Source organism: Pseudescherichia sp. L3, assembly GCF_024656065.1.
In the GTDB taxonomy this organism is placed as follows: domain Bacteria; phylum Pseudomonadota; class Gammaproteobacteria; order Enterobacterales; family Enterobacteriaceae; genus Pseudescherichia.
The window spans coordinates 1,969,731-1,987,746 of record NZ_JANKYC010000001.1 but is presented as its reverse complement, the minus strand read 5'-3'; the positions used below and the strand labels follow the sequence as shown (position 1 = coordinate 1,987,746).

Below are 18,016 nucleotides of genomic sequence, written 5' to 3'. Positions count from 1 at the left end.
GAACAGGTAAAGCACCGTCATCCGTAGGCCCGGCCAGCGGCGCGCCGCCGGGCGTAAATGTCAGGCCAATCGACCCGCGTCCGCTTCCCAGCGGTATCCGACGCCGTACACCGCCCGGATAAACGACTGCTCCTCATCCAGCGCTTCCAGCTTGCGACGCAGGTTTTTGATGTGGCTGTCGATGGTGCGGTCGGTGACGACCCGGTAATCATCATAGAGATGATTCAGGAGCTGCTCGCGGGAGAAGACCTTTCCCGGCTCGCTGGAAAGCGTCTTCAGCAGGCGAAACTCGGCGGGCGTCAGATCCAGCGCCTTGCTGTGCCAGCTGGCCTGGAAGCGGCCTTCGTCGATCACCAGCGGGCTGACCGCATCCAGCGCTTTCAGCTCGCGCTGGGGCTTGCAGCGACGCAGAATGGTTTTTACCCGCGCTACGACTTCCCGAGGACTATAGGGCTTGCAGATGTAGTCATCGGCACCGATCTCCAGCCCTAGCAGGCGGTCAATCTCTTCGATTCGGGCGGTGACCATCACAATCGGCAGATCGGAGAAGCGGCGGATCTCCCGGCACAGGGTCAGGCCGTCGATGCCGGGAAGCATCAGATCCAGCAGCATCAGATCCGGCGGCGTCTGGCGCACGTAGGGCAGCACTTTATCGCCGTGGTTTATTAGCGTCGGGGCATAGCCCGCCGCCCGCAGATAGTCCACTAGCAGCTGTCCCAGCTTCGGCTCATCTTCCACGATTAAAATGCGCGGCGTGTTTTCGTCAATCGGTAACTCAGTCATACATCTCTCGGTAAATCACGTTCCAGCGGTAGCTCAACTGTAATGCTAACCCCGCCAAAAGGCGAATGGGCTGCGGCAATGTTCCCGCCGTGGGCTTCAACAATGTTCACACAGATAGGCAATCCGAGCCCTGAGCCGCCGCTGGCCCGGTTGCGCGAGCCTTCGGTGCGGTAGAAGCGTTCAAACAGACGGCTGAGCTGCTCATCGCTGACGCCCGGGCCGCTGTCGGCAAAGGTCATCGCCAGGATATCAGGCTTGACGCTCGCGCTAATCAACAGCTGACCCCCGGCGTCGGTATAGCGCAGGCTGTTCTCCAACAGATTGTTAAACAGCTGCATCAGACGGTCGCGATCGCCGAAGACGATAGCGCTCTCCGGCAGCGAGACGCTAAGGGTTAACCCCCGGCTGGCGAAGCGCTCCCGGAACGCCCCGGCAGCGATCTCCAGCAGGGTGATCACGTCCATGGGGGCTTTCTGATAGGCCAGCGCCCCCTCGTCGGACATCGAGAGCTGATGCAGATCGTCAACCAGCTTGGTCAGCGTGCCCACCTCAGCCTGCAAGGAGGCCACCGACTCGGGGGTAAACTGGCGCACGCCGTCCTGAATCGCCTCCAGTTCCCCGCGCAGCACCGCCAGCGGGGTGCGCAGCTCGTGGGAGATATCGGCCATAAAGTCACGGCGCATCTGCTGGTTCTTCTCCAGCGTGCTGGCGAGCTGGTTAAAGTCCTGGGCCAGTTTACCCAGCTCATCCGGACTGGACGTCGCCACACGAGTAGTAAAGTCCCCGGCTGCCAGCCGGTGCGTTCCTTCCACCAGCCGTTTTACCGGGGCCAGCAGGCCGCGCGCCAGCGGAAAGGTCGCCAGCGCCGCCAGCAGCGTGGCGAGGCCGACAATCAGCCAGCTAGTGCGCCGCTGCTGGCGGTCAAAGTTGATATCGGTGTTGCGGGTCAGCCGCTCTACCGGGGAGGCGATAACCGAGCCCACCACCGCACCGTTGACCGTTATCGCTCGCCGGGTTCCCTCTTTTGGGATCGGCGAGCGCGGGCCAACCAGCACGTCGCCGCTCTGGTCGGTCACCCAGAACTGCGTTCGCCAGCCGTGGGGCGGCATGCCGGGGCCAGGCCGATCGCTGTCGCCGTCATGCTCAAAAGAGCGCAGGATCTGAAAGACAAAGCGGTCGTTGTTGCGCAGAAAACGCCAGTCGCCGTGGAGCTCGTACTGCTCTCCCAGCGCGTCGCCAAGCATCTGTAGCCGCTGCTCGTTGCCGTGCTTGATGTAGTCAATAAAGCCGCGCTCAAAGCTGATCCGCACCGCCCAGTGCATGGTGATCAGCAGCACAATGCAGGTAGCCAGGATCGCCAAAAAAAGCTTGCCGGTGATCCCCGGTCGCCAGAATTTCATCGTTCACTCCTTTTGCGCCGGGCAATCACGGTATTGGTGCTGGCGTCATTCGGCACGCGGGCAAAGACCAGCGCGGGCAGGGCGATAATCACCGCCATGCACAGATAGGTGGAAAAGAATACGTGGTGCACCAGGGTGCTGTCGGTCGCCAGATGCTGCTGACCAAACAGGCCCAGCAGCAGCCCGGCCACGGTGACGCCGACGCTCATTGAGAGCTGCATGATCATCGACAGCAGGCTGTTGCCGCTGCTGGCCTGGGCATCCGGCAGATCCTTCAGCGTCAGGGTGTTCATGGTCGAGAAGCGCATCGAGTTGATCATCCCCTGCACGAACAGCACCACCGGCAGCAGGTAGTAGAGGCCCGCCAGCGCCGTAGCCATAAACAGCAAACTCACCAGCGCCAGCCCCAGCGTACTGGCCACCAGCACCCGGCGGTAGCCTGCGCGGTTAACTACCTGTACCACGATCCGTTTCATGCCCATGCTGCCCAGCACCATTGGGATCATCATCAGACCGGCGTGGAACGGCGAGAAGCCCAGCCCGATCTGTAAAAATACCGGCGTAATAAAGGGCAGCATGCCGCTGCCGATGCGTCCGGCAAAGCTGCCGGCCAGGCCGAGGGAGAAAGAGCGAGTGCTAAACAGGCCGAGGGGGAAAAGCGCCGCCTCGTTGCGTCTGGCATGCCACAGGTAGAGGCCCAGCGCGATCGCGCCCGCAACCACCAGCGCCACAAGCGTAAGGGTAGAGATACCTAACCCCTTCTGGCCGTCGAGGGCGAGGGTCAGCGCCGCCATGCCGAAGGCCAGCAGCAGGAAGCCGGGCATATCGAAGCGGCGGGTTTGCAGAGTGTAGTTGGGCATTAGCCAGAGGGTGGCAATCGCCCCGACGATACCCACCGGCAGGTTAATCAGGAAGATCCAGTGCCAGGAGGCATACTCCACCAGAATCCCTCCCAAGGCCGGGCCGAGCAGGGGGCCAATCTGTCCCGGCAGCGTGACGAAGGTCATCGCCGCCATATACTGTGACCGGGGAACGATCTTCAGCACCGTCAGCCTGCCCACCGGCACCATCATTGCGCCGCCGACGCCCTGCAGCACGCGCGCCATCACCAGCCCGTCTAGGGTGCTGGCCTGGGCGCAGAACAGCGATCCCAACGTAAACAGCACAATCGCCGAGAAGAAGACGTTGCGCACGCCAACCTTATCCGCCAGCCAGCCGCTGGCGGGAAGCATCACCGCCACCGTCAGTACGTAGGCCACGACGACCATATGCATATGCAGCGGGCTTTCGCCGAGGCTCTGCGCCATTGAGGGCAGGGCGGTGTTAACGATGGTGGTATCCAGCGCCTGCATGAAAAAGCCGAAGGCCACTATCCATAGCTGCCAGCGGACCTGGTTCGGAAGATCGGTCATTTCACCTGCCTCTTTACCCTTTACTCACTCAATTACTCACTCAACAGCGGCTGGCGCCTGCGGGCAAAACGCAGCCGCAGCCGGTCAAAGAAGAGATAGACCACCGGCGTGGTGTAGAGCGTCAGCAGCTGGCTCATCACCAGGCCGCCGACGATGGTAATCCCGAGCGGCTGGCGCAGCTCGGAACCGTCGCCGGAGGTCAGCACCAGCGGCAGGGCGCCAAACAGCGCCGCCAGGGTGGTCATCATGATCGGCCTGAAACGCAGCAGGCAGGCCTGGAAGATGGCCTCCTGCGGCGTCAGGTTGCCGGTGCGCTGCGCCTCCAGGGCGAAGTCGACCATCATGATGGCGTTCTTCTTGACGATACCTATCAATAACATAATTCCGATCAGGGCGATGAGGCTAAATGGGGCATCGAACAGCTCCAGCGCCAGCAGCGCCCCCACACCCGCCGACGGCAGGGTAGAGAGAATAGTCAGCGGGTGCACGTAGCTCTCATAGAGAATGCCGAGCACGATGTAAACCGTGGCGATGGCCGCGAGGATCAGGATCAGCTGGGAGCGCATGGTCTCCTGGAAGACCTGCGCCGTCCCGGCAAAGCTGCCGCGCACGCTGGAGGGCACCCCTAGCTGGGTCATCGTCCGGTCAATGGCCGCGCTGGCCTCGGAGAGCGAGACGCCGGTCGGCAGGTTAAAGGCGATGGTCGAGGCGGCGGAAAGCCCCTGGTGGTTCACCGACAGCGGTGCGTTAGCGGGCTGCCACTTCGCAAAGTAAGAGAGGGGGATCGGCTTGCCCTCGCTGTTGATCACAAACATCTTGTCCAGGGCGCTGATATCCTGGGTGTAGCGCGGATCGACCTCCATCACCACCTTGTACTGGTTGAGTGCCTCGTAGATGGTTGATATCTGCCGCTGGCCGAAGGCGTTGTTAAGCAGGCCGTTAGCATCCTGCACGCTGATGCCCAGCCGGGACATCGTCTCCCGGTCATAGATCAGGTTCATCTCCGCGCCGTTATCCTGCTGATCGGAGTTAACATCTGCCAGCTGGGGCAGGGCCGCCAGCGCCTTGCGGATCTTCGGCTCCCACTCGCGCAGGTCGCCGAGATCGTCCGACAGCAGAGCGTACTGGTAGCTGGCGTTCGACTGACGGCCGCCGACGCGGATATCCTGGACTGCCATCAGGAACAGATTAGCCCCCGGCTCTTTCGCCAGTTTCACCCGCAGGCGGTCGATAACCTGCTGGGCGGTATCGCTGCGCTGGTCACGAGATTTCAGGGTGATAAACATCATCCCGCTGTTGACCCGTGAGCCGCCGGTAAAGCCGGTAACGTTATCCACCGCCGGATCGTCGCGAATAATCTTCATAAAGTCCGCCAGCTTGCCGCGCATCGCCTGGAAAGAGATGCTCTGGTCCGCCTGAATGCCGCCCATCAGCACGCCGGTGTCCTGCTCCGGGAAGAAGGTTTTCGGGATGGCGATATAGAGCCAGACGTTGAGCGCAATGGTGCCAAGCAGCACCACGCCCACTATCCGGGTATGGTTCAGCACCCACTTCAGCGATTTAGCGTAGCCCTGCTGAAGGGCGAGCAGCAGGCGGCCAAAGCCCCGCACCTTAGCTTGCGCTTTCGGTTTGCCGCTCTTCAGCAGCCAGCCGCACATCATCGGTGTCAGGGTCAGGGAGACCACCAGCGAGATGCCGATCGCCACCGACAGGGTGACGGCGAACTCCCGCAGCAGGCGGCCCGGCAGGCCGTCCATCAGCAGCAGCGGCAGGAAAACTGCTACCAGCGACAGGCTCATGGAGAGCACGGTAAAGCCCACCTCCCGCGTGCCCTGCAGTGCCGCCTGGAGCGGTTTCATTCCGGCCTCCAGATGGCGGGAAATATTTTCCAGCACCACGATGGCGTCATCTACCACAAAGCCGGTGGCGATGGTCAGCGCCATCAGGGAGAGGTTGTTGAGGCTAAAGCCGCACAGATACATGGCGGCAAAGGTGCCGATCAGCGACACCGGCACCGCCACCGCCGGGATCAGCGTCGCCCGACCCGAGCGCAGGAAGAGAAAGACCACCAGGATCACCAGCGCCACGGAGATGATCAGGCTATGCTCGACCTCATCCAGCGAGGCGCGGATGGTAGGAGAGCGATCCTGGGCGATCTGTAAGTCGATGGCCGCCGGGATGGTCTCCTGCAGCTCCGGCAGCCGGGCGCGAATGCTGTCCACCGTCTGGATAATATTGGCTTCCGGCAGCTTGCGGATCATCAGCAGGATGGCGGGCTTAGCGTTGGTCATCCCCGCGTTGCGCACGTCCTGCACCGAATCGGTGACGCTGGCGACGTCGCTGAGGCGTACCGCCGCCCCGTTGCTGTAGTGAACGATCAGCGGCTGGTAGGCCTCGGCGGTTTTGATCTCGTCGTTGGTTTGCAGCTGCCAGCGGTGGGTGCCGTCCTCGATAGCGCCCTGCGGTCTGCGCACGTTGGCGTTGTTAATCGCGCTGCGCACAGCGTCCAGCGACACGCCCTGGTTAAACAGCGCCTGCGGGTTGAGCGACACCCGCACGGCAGGCAGGGAGCTGCCGCCGACGTCAACGTCACCTACGCCGTCTATTTGCGAGATGGTCTGCGCCAGCTGCGTCGAGGCAAAGTCATACAGCTGCCCCTGGGAGTAGGTGTCCGAGGTTAACGTCAGGATCATGATCGGCGCATCGGACGGGTTCGCTTTCCGATAGGTCGGACGGCTCGGCATTCCGCTCGGCAGCAGGCTCTGCGCGGCATTGATCGCCGCCTGCACGTCTCGCGCGGCACCGTTGATGTCGCGATTGAAATTGAACTCCAGAATGATGCGCGTGCTGCCCAGCGAGCTGGAGGAGGTCATCTCATTGACCCCGGCGATGCGCCCGAGGGCGCGCTCCAGCGGCGTCGCCACCGAGGAGGCCATGGTTTCCGGCGACGCCCCCGGCAGAGAGGCGCTGACCATGATCACCGGGTAGTCCACCTGCGGCAGCGGGGCTACCGGCAGCAGGCGGAAGCCAAGAATGCCGCAGAGGGTAATCGCCAGCGAAATCAGGATGGTGGCGACCGGGCGGTGAATGAAGAGGGCAAAAAACTTCACTTACATCTCCTCCCCTTCACGCTCTGCGCGGCGGGGAAAGCGGTGGCGAACCCGCAGGGCCAGGCGGTCAAACAGCAGGTAGATCACCGGCGTAGTAAACAGGGTTAGCACCTGGCTCACCAGCAGGCCGCCGACCATGCCGATCCCCAGCGGACGGCGCAGCTCTGCGCCCACCCCGGTGCTGAGCATCAGCGGCAGGGCACCCAGCAGCGCCGCAAGGGTCGTCATTAAAATCGGCCTGAAACGCAGCAGGCAAGCCTGGAAGATCGCCTCCCTGGGCGACATGCCCTGTTCCCGCTCGGCGGCGAGGGCAAAGTCGATCATCATGATGGCGTTCTTCTTGACGATACCGATCAGCAGAATGATACCGATAATGGCAATCACATCCAGCTCGCTGCCCGCCAGCATCAGGGCCAGCAGCGCACCCACCCCGGCGGTGGGCAGGGTAGAGAGGATGGTAATGGGGTGAATAAAGCTCTCGTAGAGCACGCCGAGCACGATATACATCGCCACCACCGCGGCAACGATCAGCCACACGGTGCTGCCCAGCGCATCCTGGAACGCCAGCGAGCTGCCCTGGAACTGGGTGGTAATATCCCCCGGCAGGCTGAGGTTCTTCTCGCTATCCAGGATGGCCTGCACCGCATCCCCCAGCGCGTAGCCGTCCGGGACGTTAAACGAGATGGTAGTGGACGGGAACTGGTCAAGGTGGTTAATCGCCAGCGGGGTATAGCGCTCTTCCACTTTGGCAATGGTGCTGAGCGGCACCACGCCGCCGTCGCTGCTGGTCAGGCGGATGGAGTCCAGCGCGGCCAGACCCGGCGTTGCGGCGGTATTATGCTCCAGCACGACCCGATACTGATTAGCCTGGGTATAGATGGTAGAGATCAGCCGCTGGCCGAAGGCGTTGTAGAGGGCGTTATCCACGTCCGCCATCGTAATGCCCAGCCGGCTGGCGCTGTCCCGGTCAACGTTAACGTACGCGGCCAGCCCTTTGTCCTGCCAGTCGCTGCTGACGTCCGCCAGCTGCGGCAGGGTCTGTAGCTCATTCATCAGCTGCGGTACCCAGGTGCTCAGCGCCTCAAGGGTGGTGGCCTGCAGCGTAAACTGGTACTGGGTGCGGCTGACGGTGGTGTCGATGGTCAGATCCTGGGTCGGCTGAAGATAGAGCGCCACACCGGGGACTTTCGCCACCGCCTGCTGAAGCCGGGCGATCACCGTCTGGACGCGATCGTCCCGGTCATCCAGCGGCTTGAGGTTGATTTGCAGCCGGGCACTGTTCAGCGACGGGTTGGTACCGTCAACGCCGACAAAGGCCGTCAGGCTCTCTACTGCCGGATCCTTCAGTACGATATCGCTCACCTGACGCTGGCGCTCCGCCATGCTGGCAAACGATGCCGACTGCGGGGCCTGCAAGGTGCCCTGAATAATGCCATTATCCTGGATCGGGAAGAAGCCTTTCGGGATGGTCACCCACAGCAGCACCGACAGCAGCAGCGCGCCCAACGCCACGCTGAGGGTCAGCCACGGATGGTTCAGCACCCTCGTCAGCCCCCGGCCGTAGGCGGCAATCACCCGGTCGAAAAAGCGCTCCGAGGCGCGGGAGAAGCGGTTCTGCTTGCGCAGGGAGTCATGGCTGAGCATCCGGGCGCACATCATCGGCGTCAGAGTCAGGGAGACCACGGCGGAGATCAGGATTGCCACCGCCAAGGTGACGGCAAACTCGCGGAACAGGCGGCCCACGATATCGCCCATAAACAGCAGCGGGATCAGCACCGCAATCAGCGAGAAGGTGAGGGAGATAATGGTAAAGCCAATCTCTCCCGCGCCCTTCAGCGCCGCCGCCAGCGGCTTCTCGCCTTTTTCGATATAGCGGGAGATGTTCTCAATCACCACGATGGCGTCATCGACCACGAAGCCGGTGGCAATGGTCAGGGCCATCAGCGTCAGGTTGTTGATCGAGAAGTCGAGGAACACCATCACCGCAAAGGTGCCCACCAGCGACAGCGGTACCGCCACGGCGGGAATAATGGTCGCCGGGACATTACGCAGGAACAGGTAGATGATCATCACCACCAGGGCGATGGCCAGCATCAGCTCGAACTGGGTATCGTGCACCGAGGCGCGAATGTTGGTGGTACGATCCGACAGGACCTTCACCGTGACCGACTTCGGCAGGCTCTCGGTAAGCTGAGGCAGCAGGGTGCGGATGCTGTCGGCAGTGGAGAGAATGTTGGCGCCCGGCTGGCGCTGAACGTTCATCACGATCGCCTGCTGCTTGTTGGCCCACGCTCCCAGCCAGCTGTTCTCCGCGCCCTGCTCAATGGTTGCCACGTCGCCGAGGCGGATCGGTGCCCCATTCTGGTAGGCGATAATCAGGCGGCGGTAGTCTTCGGCGGACTGCATCTGGTCGTTCGCAGAGAGGGTCACCGCCCGCGTCGGGCCGTCGAGGCTACCCTTCGCCGAGTTCACGTTGTTGTTGTTAATCGCGGTGCGCACGGTTTCGCTGGTCAGCCCGAGGGCGGCAATGGCCTGGGCGTTAAGCTTCACCCGTACCGCCGGACGCTGGCCGCCGGAAAGCGTCACCAGGCCGACGCCAGCCACCTGAGAGATCTTCTGCGCCACCCGGGTCTCGACCATATCCTCAACCTGGGTCATCGGCATCGCAGTCGAGGTCACCGCCAGCGACATGATCGGCGGATCCGCCGGGTTGACCTTGCTGTAGACCGGCGGGTTAGGCAGATCGGAGGGCAGTAAATTGGTGGCGGCGTTAATTGCGGCCTGCACCTCCTGCTCGGCAACGTCCAGTCCCAGGGTGAGTTGGAACTGGAGCGTCACTACCGACGCGCCGCCGGAACTTTGGGAAGACATCTGCTTTAAGCCGGACATCTGGCCGAACTGGCGCTCAAGGGGCGCGGTGACGGCAGAGGTCATCACGTCCGGGCTGGCGCCGGGATAGAGGGTCACTACCTGAATCGTCGGATAGTCCACCTCGGGCAGGGCGGAGACCGGCAGAAAACGGTAGCCGATGATCCCCGCCAGCAGGATCGCCACCATAAAGAGGGTGGTGGCGACCGGACGGAGAATAAACAGGCGGGACGGGCCGCCGGTGGCGCTGGGAGGTAACACCTGCATCAGGAACCGGCTCCCTGTGCGGCGCGCGTGCCATGGGTTTTCGCCTGCGCGGCAGGGGCGGCGTCGGCGCTCTGGGCCGTCACCACCTCAACCTGGGCACCTTCGGTTAAGCGGTCAATGCCGTCGGTGACCACCCGGTCGCCTGCCGACAGCCCGGCGCTGATCGCTACCTGCTGGCTGTTCTGAATGCCAGGCGTCACGGTGTGCTTGCTCACTTTGTTCTGCTCGTTCAGCACCCAAACAAAGTGGCCGTCGTTGCCCATCTGCAGTGCGGCGGTCGGGATCAGCACCGCATTTTGCTCGGTAGAGACCAGCATTCGGGCGTTAACGAACTGATTAGGGAAGAGGGCGTCGTCCTGGTTGGTAAAGCGGGCTTTCAGCTTAATGGTGCCAGTGGTGGTGTCGATCTGGTTGTCGAGGCTCAGCAGGGTGCCGTCGCTCAGCTTCTGCTTGTTAGTGCGGTCCCAGGCTTCAACGCTGAGGGTCTGCCCGGCCTTTTGCGCCTGCACCACCGTGGCGATATCGCTCTCCGGCAGGGTAAACACCAGATCGATAGGGTGGGTCTGGGTAATGACCACAATGCCGGTGGTGTCGCCGCTGGAGATCTGGTTGCCGATATCGACCTGTTTCAGGCCCACGCGGCCATCAATCGGGGCGGTGATGCGGCCCCAGTCCAGCTGCAGCTGGGCGCTGGCAACCGAGGCTTCATCAGCTTTGATCGTGCCCTGAGATTCGCTCACCAGCGCCTGCTGGGCATCCAGCTCCTGGCGGGAAACCAGATTGGTTTTGACCAGCTGCTGATAGCGGGCCAGATCGCGCTGGGCGTTGGCCAGCGTGGCTCTGTCTTTCGCCAGCTGGCCCTGGGCCTGGGCGAGCGCCACTTTAAACTGGCTGGGATCGATCTCTGCTAAAAGGTCTCCGGCCTTGACCTGCTGGCCCTCCTGGAAGTGCAGGGCCATCAGCTGGCCGTCAACGCGGCTGCGTACGGTTACGGTATTGGCGGCGGTGATGGTGCCAAGGCCGGTCAAATAGCGGGGCACTTCGCCTTCTACGGCAGTAGCGGCCTGCACCGGTGCCAGCGGCATACCGCGACGGCCACCCGCAGCGCCACGTCCCGCCTGCGGGGCATGAGCGCCTGCCGCAGTTTGGGTGCTGTTGTGGCTATGCCAGTACCAAAGTGCGGCAATAGCGACAAGCGCCACGCCGATGACCATCGCCCAGCGGGCATTAACACGACCTTTCATTGTTATCCGTATCTCTTCCTGAAACATTTCACAGAATGATACTAGTTTAGTAATGCAACGCCGCAGAAAAATGGAGGAAATATGAAAGACCGTAGGGAATCGTCTGAATGCGGCGGGCGTTGCAGCGTGGGGGCATGAAAGTGCCGGGTGGCGGCTACGCCTTACCCGGCCTGGGGATGTGGAACGCGCTGGACGTTTTTAAAACACTACCTGCGCCCAGCGGGCGAGGCCTGCGGTGACCGAGCCAAAATCGTCGCCGCCGGCAATCGGAATGCCGGGTAGGGCGTCGGCAAGCGCCTTTTTGATCAGCGGTGAGCGGGCGCTGCCCCCGGTCAGGTAGATAATATCCGGCGTCTCGTTGCTGCTTGCCAGCGCCAGCTGCACCTGCTCAAGGATCCGTGTCAGAGGCTGGTTGAGGGCGGTCTCCAGCCCCTCCTGGGTTATCGCCGTTGCCAGCTCGTCGCTGATAAACGGCAAACGGGCCTCGGTTTGCAGGTTGTCGGAGAGGGCAATCTTGCTCTCTTCCGCACTGCGCACCAGGCGGTAGCTGAGGCGCTGACGCCACACCTTCACCAGCCGCGCCACCTTATCCCCTTCCCGGGCATCGCGCACCAGGTCGTTGAGCAAGCGACCATTAGCGCTGCTATAGAAGTCACTCTGGGCTGGGACGTCATTAATGGCTACCGCGTTCCACCACGGCAGGATCGGCAGGGCGATACCCTTTTCGGTCTGTCCGCCCATGCCCAGCAGCGGCATCAGATGCTTAAAGGCCAGCGCAATATCGAGATCGTTACCGCCGACGCGGCAGCCGCTGTGCCCCAGCAGGCTGGTATCGCGATCCTGGCGCTGGTGCCACTGGGGCCCCATCAGCAGCAGCGAGCAGTCGGTGGTCCCGCCGCCGATATCCACCACCAGCACGCGCTTCTCTGACTGCAACGTGGCTTCAAAATCCAGCCCGGCCGCGACCGGCTCGTACTGGAATACGACCTCGTTAAAGCCTGCGCGCCTGGCGGCACGCTCCAGGATCCCCTGCGCCTGGGCGTTGGCGTCATCGCCGCCTAGCCCCTGAAAGTTGATGGGACGGCCAATCACCGCGCGATCGATGGCCTCCGGCAGCTGGCTCTCGGCCTGCTGGCGAATATGCAGCATCATGGCGCAGACCAGGTCCTCAAACAGCGCGATCTGCTGCGGCTTCAGGCCGCTGGCACCGAGGAAGGATTTTGGCGATTTAACGAAGTAGACCTCTTCCGGATCCTGCACGTACTGCTGCAGCGACTGAAGCCCAAACTGCACGCTGCCTGGCAGCACCTCGATATCTTCTTCGCGGTTGAAGCTTACTGCCCGACGCAGCAGCGCCTGGGTTTCGCTCCCGGTGGCGGGGACGTCATGGTGGCGGTAGAGCCACTCGCTGACCGCTTCCCGCGTCGGGGCGCAGAGCATCGACGGCAGTAGCGTGCTGTCGTTTTCCATTTTTAAGAGCTGCGGGATGCCGTCGCGCATTACCGCAACGGAGCAGTTTGCCGTGCCGTAGTCAAAACCAATAAACATGAAAGTTCCCCATGCCGGTGAAGAAGGGGGGCGACTTTAGCCGAAAGGATTATGAAAGCAAAGCAAAAAAGTGGCGGGGCGCTTAAGCTGAAATAAGAGTGAGAGGAGTAACCATGTATACACTGAGCTGGAAGCCGCCCTACGACTGGGCGTGGATGTTGGGTTTTTTACAGGCGCGTGCGGTGACTGGCGTAGAGGTGGTCAGCGAAGGCCGCTACGTGCGCAGTTTTGCGATAGGTGAGCACCGGGGGATCGTCACCGCCGAGCCGGACGAGGCTAATCATACGCTGCGGGTTACCCTTAGCGATGGGCTGTTGCCGGTCGCCGAGGCGTGTCTGGCCCGGCTGGGGCGTCTGTTTGATCTCGCCTGCGATCCGCAGGAGATTATTCACGCCCTTGGCTCGGTAGGAGAGCAGAGACCGGGCCTGCGGCTGCCGGGATCGATGGATACCTTTGAGCAGGGCGTGCGCGCGATCCTTGGCCAGCTGGTCAGCGTGGCGATGGCGGCTAAGCTGACCGGCAAGGTCGTGGAGAGTCTGGGAAAGCCGCTGGCAGAGGTCCCGGGTTTCATCTGCTTCCCGACGGCAGAGGCGCTGGTCCAGGCCGATCCCGCGGCGTTAAAGGCGCTCGGGATGCCGCTTAAGCGCGCCGAGGCGCTGATCAATTTGGCCCGCGCCACCCTCGACGGTGAGTTTCCAGTGCAGGCTCCGGCGGATATCGAGCAGGGGGTGAAGCTGTTGCAGGGGTTTCCTGGCATAGGGCGCTGGACGGCAAACTATCTGGCGATGCGCGGCTGGCAGGCGAAAGATATCTTTTTGGCCGACGACTACGCTATCAAGCAGCGCTTCGCGGGCATGACGCCGGCGCAGATCCGCCGCTATGCCCAACGCTGGCAGCCCTGGCGCTCCTATGCGCTGCTGCATATCTGGTACACCCCGGACTGGCAGCCGTCAGCTGATGAGGATCAGTTGATGGCAAAATAGCTGGTGTTGAGCATGAGATCCAGCGGCTGGGCCTGGGAGATGGTGTCCCCGAAGATGTAGTCAATGCCAATGCCAGAGAGGGTATCCATCATCATTGGCTGGTTAGTCGGCCCGGCAATGCTCTTCATCCCCAGACGGTGAGCATGGCCCTGCACGATGGTGACCATCATCTCGTCCATCAGATTACCGTGCACATTGTTAACCAGCTCCGGCTCCAGCAGCACGTAGTCCGCCATCTGCGGCATGAGATGGTTGAAGATCTCCAGGTCGCGCCCAATATGGCTGATAATGAGTCGGCAGCCCGCCTGACGAAGTTTGGCGAGACCGTCGCCGATGCTGCTCTCTTCGCGCATCAGGGCATCGGCATCGATCACAAAGTGCAGCAGGCGGCCAGGCATTCCGCTCTGCGTGAGCTTCTCAATGATTTCAGTTATGACTGTCCGGCTGGCCAGCCCGGCGCTGGAGAGCGGCAGGGCAACGCTGACCCCTTTACGTACTACCCCGGCGGCGCTGTTGGTGAAGAACTCGTGGAGCACCCGGCGATCGAGGGCGCGGATAAGCTCCGGCTCGGCGAGGCCGGAACGGAAGGCGCGCTCCTCCATGGCTTCCCCTTCACTGGTCCACAGGCGCAGTGAGAGCAGCCAGAAGTTGCAGGACTCCGGCACCCGCGGGGAGGCGACACCGCGCGCCACCAGCAGGAGGTGGTTGTCACGGATCATCCGCGACTGCTCCTCAAGGGAGATCAGGCTGCGGTTGTGATGCATATGATCCTGCTGCGGCTCGTACACCGTGACCACGCCACGACCGTTGTTTTTCGAGGCGTAGCAGGCGATATCCGCCTGGGACATCACTTCTGAGGCCTGACAGTTGCTCTCATCAATCAGGGTGATCCCAGCGCTCGCGCCGATGCGGTGCAGGCGGCCCTCCCACATAAAGCGGTAGTCATTGATGGCATGGATAATGCGCCCAGAGATATAGCGGGCGCTCTCAATATTGCAGTCCGGCAGCAGCAGGCCAAACTCATCTCCGCCGAGACGGGCCAGGATATCGGTAGAGCGCAGCATGCTAAGCATCAGGGAGGAGAGCTCCCGCAGCAGGGCATCACCTGCCGCATGACCTGCGGTGTCGTTCACCGCCTTAAAGCGGTCGAGATCGATATAGACCAGCGCATGGCGCTGATGCGTCTCCTGCACGGTGTGCAGCAGGCGTTTAAGATGGTTCTCGAAGCTGACACGATTCGCCAGATGGGTCAGCGCATCATGGGAGGCGCTATAGCTCAGCTGGCGCAGCATCTTCCGGGACTCGGTAACATCTTGGATCACCAGCACGAAGCCGATGTTGTGCCCGTCAAGGGTGCTAAGTGGCGTCACGCTGTAGTGAATATCGTAGGTCCCGCCGTTGCGACAGTGCAGCACCACGTCCTGCTCGATAGCTGAACGTGATATATCACCGCTATGAATGTTTTCCAGCGCGGGGCCGTTGTCGCCAAAGGTAATGCGCAGCACATTCAGCAACGCCTGACCGATGGCGTGCTCCTGCTGCCAGCCGCTCATTTTTTCCGCCACCGGGTTCATAAAGGTGACGTTCATCTCCACGTCGGTACAGAGCACCGCTTCGCCGATAGAGTCGAGGGTAATGTGCAGGCGCTCTTTCTCCTGGAACAGGGCCTCGTTGAGCTGTTTCACCTCGGTCATGTCCATATTGATGCCGAGCAGCCGTTCAACCTCGCCGTTTTTATTCAGCACCCGGTTCGCCAGGGTGCGGATATGGCGAATTCCCTCTTTTACATGGATACGAAACTCAAGCTTAAACGGCGCTCTCGCGACCAGTGAGTCGCGGATAATGCGCTCGGCCTCCTCGCGATCTTCCGGTACCACACACTCATACCAGAGCTTCCAGGTGGGCTTCACGTGCGGCGGCAGCTCGTAGAGCTCAAACATGCGCTTATCCCAGCTGATGATGTCCGGCTCCAGATCCCACTCCCAGATCCCGATACCCCCGGCCTCGTTGGCCAGCGTAATGCGCTCCATCAGCCGTTTATTGACCCACTCGGTGTGCTTCAGATCGTTGATATCCTCTACCTGGGAGATGAAGTAGAGCGGCGTGCCGTCCGGGTGGCGTACCAGCGACACCGCCAGCAGCGCCCAGACGACATCCCCTGTGCGGGTGTAGTAGCGCTTCTCCATGGAGTAGCTGTCAATGTCACCGCGCACCAGCGCCTCAAGCTGCTCCAGGTCGTTCTTGAGATCCTCAGGCCAGGTGAGCTGCTGGAAGGTCAGCAGGCGTAGCTCATCCTGGGAGTAGCCAAGAAAACTACACAGCGCTTTATTGACCTGTAGCCACTGACCGTCCGTGCCCACCAGCGCCATGCCGATGGCGGAGTACTCCATCGCATTACGAAAACGGGCCTCGCTTTCAGTAATGTGCTTACGCTCGGCGCGGAAAGAGTACATCACCATGGTCATGACGTTGGCCGGCAGCAGGATCATCAAGAACGGCAGCCAGGGCGCGTTCAGCATGGCGCTGCTGTTGAAATTGGTAAACTCGATGGGGCTATGGGTCATTATCAGCGACACCACCATGATGGTGATGAGGAAGATAAGAAAGGCCTCCAGGCGTGGCAGGCGAACGGCGGTCCACATCAGCAGAACGATAACGGCAGTAAAGGGCCACGGCAGATAGGTCATCGAGAGCCAGCTGAGAAAGAGCGTCACGGCCAGCGTCACCAGGGTTTCCAGCAGCAACTGCGGCTTGCGGTGGCGCAGCAGGTAGTGCAGCTTGAACATCAGCCCGAGCGGGACCAGGGCCAGTGCGCCGATGGATTCTGAAAGCACCCATATCATAAAGGTGCGCAGCAGGTTTTCGCTGCCGGACACCAGGCAAATCAGCACTCCGCCGAGCAGGGGAGGGATCACAGCGCTGCCGATGGTCAGGCGGATCCAGTCGCTCAGGTTTTGCAGCGGGTTATACCACGGCAGCATCTTACGCAGCAGCACCGCGCCCGTCAGCGCCTCAATGATATTGATTCCCGGATACCAGAGGTTGATTTCTCTTGCGGGGAAGAGCACAAACGACCCGGCCAGGCTGCCCAGCGTACAGGCGATGGCGATGCCCGGCCACATGCGTCCGGCGTGGCGGTAGAAGGCCACCATCATAATAGATGTCGTAAACCACAGCGGCGCAAGAACGGTACCGAAACGGGTCAGCTCAAGGGAAAACAGGGTAAAGATAAAGGTCACCAGTCCTAAACTGAGCAACCTCAGTAGGGGATTTGGGGTAGTAACCAAAACGCGCTGGTATTGTTTATTCATTACCGCTTTATCCGCAGTCCCTGTGCCGCCAGGTTCATAACGCCCGGACGGGTAAAATTGAAATTTGGATTATGCTAGTACAAACAATTTACAATTCCTATGGTGACCGCTCATAATTTGACATCATAGTGTTATTAATCACTTAGTCTGCCAAAAAAGGCAACTGAACGCTGTAAAATTAAACGTTTTAATTTGCGAAAAGGGTAATATGCCAGATTAGCACCGTTGTGACAGACGTTTGCGCATTCGACTGGTATCACGACCGCGAAATCCCTATAATTGCCGCGTTTGACGCTATAGCGTCTCCCTTCTTTACTTCCAGGTTAATCAGGTCGCAAAAATTTATGACTGATAAGTCCCATCAGTGCGTCATTATCGGCATCGCCGGCGCATCCGCTTCAGGTAAAAGTCTCATTGCCAGTACGCTTTACCGCGAGTTGCGCGAACAGGTTGGTGATGAACATATTGGCGTTATCCCAGAAGATAGCTACTACAAGGATCAAAGTCACCTGTTGATGGAAGAGCGTGTTAAAACGAACTACGACCATCCCAGCGCCATGGATCACAGTTTGCTGTTCGAACATTTGCAGACCCTGAAAGGCGGAAACCCCATCGAACTGCCGGTGTACAGCTACGTTGAGCACACCCGTACCAGTGAGACCATTCACATTGAACCCAAGAAAGTGATCATTCTTGAGGGGATCCTGCTGCTGACCGATGCGCGCCTGCGCGAGTCGATGAACTTTTCGATCTTTGTCGACACCCCACTGGATATCTGCCTGATGCGCCGTATCAAGCGTGACGTCAACGAACGTGGCCGCTCCATGGACTCGGTGATGGCACAATATCAGAAGACAGTGCGTCCGATGTTCCTGCAGTTTATTGAGCCATCCAAACAGTACGCCGATATTATCGTGCCGCGCGGGGGTAAAAACCGCATTGCTATCGATATCCTGAAGGCCAAAATCAGCCAGTTTTTTGAATAACCGGGCTTTTTAAACCGTCTGGTTTTGAATAAACGGCGCGAATTGTGTACCGTTCAGAGATAACTTGCCTGCCCAGACCGAACTTAGTCGGACGGGCAGCACCT

The 18,016-nt window shown here is 60.9% G+C and carries 10 protein-coding genes; 2 read left to right on the top strand and 8 right to left on the bottom strand.

Translation table 11 applies throughout. The annotated features are described in order from the left end of the window. Window positions 1-60: 60 nt before the first annotated feature. From baeR to yegD, 7 genes are all read right to left on the bottom strand, one after another. The gene (gene baeR / locus NR795_RS09700; RefSeq protein WP_144817226.1) at window positions 61-783 is read right to left on the bottom strand and encodes a two-component system response regulator BaeR; all 723 of its coding nucleotides are present in this window, start codon (window positions 781-783) and stop codon (window positions 61-63) included. Then, window positions 780-2,183: a two-component system sensor histidine kinase BaeS gene (baeS, locus tag NR795_RS09695; protein ID WP_257758049.1), complete on the bottom strand. Its 1,404-nt coding sequence runs from the start codon at window positions 2,181-2,183 to the stop codon at window positions 780-782. The genes baeR and baeS overlap by 4 nt, the downstream gene beginning before the upstream one ends. Beyond that, complete coding sequence (locus NR795_RS09690; RefSeq protein ID WP_257758047.1) at window positions 2,180-3,595, bottom strand: MFS transporter; 1,416 nt, start codon at window positions 3,593-3,595, stop codon at window positions 2,180-2,182. Before NR795_RS09690 ends, baeS begins: the two co-directional genes overlap by 4 nt. 32 nt (window positions 3,596-3,627) lie before the next feature. Then, window positions 3,628-6,705 carry a multidrug efflux RND transporter permease subunit MdtC gene (gene mdtC, locus NR795_RS09685; protein WP_257758046.1) on the bottom strand — a complete coding sequence of 1,026 codons (3,078 nt, stop codon included), beginning with the start codon at window positions 6,703-6,705 and terminating at the stop codon, window positions 3,628-3,630. Next, the gene (locus NR795_RS09680) at window positions 6,706-9,840 is read right to left on the bottom strand and encodes an MdtB/MuxB family multidrug efflux RND transporter permease subunit (protein WP_257758045.1); all 3,135 of its coding nucleotides are present in this window, start codon (window positions 9,838-9,840) and stop codon (window positions 6,706-6,708) included. After that, window positions 9,840-11,084, bottom strand: a complete 1,245-nt coding sequence (locus NR795_RS09675; protein ID WP_257758044.1) for an MdtA/MuxA family multidrug efflux RND transporter periplasmic adaptor subunit — start codon at window positions 11,082-11,084, stop codon at window positions 9,840-9,842. The genes NR795_RS09680 and NR795_RS09675 overlap by 1 nt, the downstream gene beginning before the upstream one ends. Before the next feature lie 198 nt (window positions 11,085-11,282). Next, a complete protein-coding gene (yegD, locus tag NR795_RS09670; RefSeq protein ID WP_257758043.1) occupies window positions 11,283-12,632 on the bottom strand; it encodes a molecular chaperone in 1,350 nt (449 codons plus the stop codon). A 113-nt stretch (window positions 12,633-12,745) separates the two neighbouring features. Here yegD and alkA point away from each other — a divergent pair, with 113 nt between their 5' ends. After that, complete coding sequence (gene alkA, locus NR795_RS09665; protein WP_257758042.1) at window positions 12,746-13,615, top strand: DNA-3-methyladenine glycosylase 2; 870 nt, start codon at window positions 12,746-12,748, stop codon at window positions 13,613-13,615. Here the strand turns inward: alkA and NR795_RS09660 are convergent. Beyond that, a complete protein-coding gene (locus NR795_RS09660; protein WP_257758041.1) occupies window positions 13,597-16,926 on the bottom strand; it encodes a diguanylate cyclase in 3,330 nt (1,109 codons plus the stop codon). The genes alkA and NR795_RS09660 overlap by 19 nt on opposite strands. 344 nt (window positions 16,927-17,270) lie before the next feature. Between NR795_RS09660 and udk the strand changes: the two genes are divergently transcribed. After that, the gene (gene udk, locus NR795_RS09655; RefSeq protein WP_144817235.1) at window positions 17,271-17,912 is read left to right on the top strand and encodes a uridine kinase; all 642 of its coding nucleotides are present in this window, start codon (window positions 17,271-17,273) and stop codon (window positions 17,910-17,912) included. Window positions 17,913-18,016: the final 104 nt, after the last annotated feature.

What these genes read in the sequence shown, in the direction of transcription:
- NR795_RS09690 (WP_257758047.1), bottom strand. Translation starts at nt 3,595, where the DNA reads ATGACCGATCTTCCGAACCAGGTCCGCTGGCAGCTATGGATAGTGGCC.
- NR795_RS09675 (WP_257758044.1), bottom strand. Translation starts at nt 11,084, where the DNA reads ATGAAAGGTCGTGTTAATGCCCGCTGGGCGATGGTCATCGGCGTGGCG.
- baeR (WP_144817226.1), bottom strand. Translation starts at nt 783, where the DNA reads ATGACTGAGTTACCGATTGACGAAAACACGCCGCGCATTTTAATCGTG.
- udk (WP_144817235.1), top strand. Translation starts at nt 17,271, where the DNA reads ATGACTGATAAGTCCCATCAGTGCGTCATTATCGGCATCGCCGGCGCA.
- NR795_RS09680 (WP_257758045.1), bottom strand. Translation starts at nt 9,840, where the DNA reads ATGCAGGTGTTACCTCCCAGCGCCACCGGCGGCCCGTCCCGCCTGTTT.
- yegD (WP_257758043.1), bottom strand. Translation starts at nt 12,632, where the DNA reads ATGTTTATTGGTTTTGACTACGGCACGGCAAACTGCTCCGTTGCGGTA.
- NR795_RS09660 (WP_257758041.1), bottom strand. Translation starts at nt 16,926, where the DNA reads ATGAATAAACAATACCAGCGCGTTTTGGTTACTACCCCAAATCCCCTA.
- baeS (WP_257758049.1), bottom strand. Translation starts at nt 2,183, where the DNA reads ATGAAATTCTGGCGACCGGGGATCACCGGCAAGCTTTTTTTGGCGATC.
- alkA (WP_257758042.1), top strand. Translation starts at nt 12,746, where the DNA reads ATGTATACACTGAGCTGGAAGCCGCCCTACGACTGGGCGTGGATGTTG.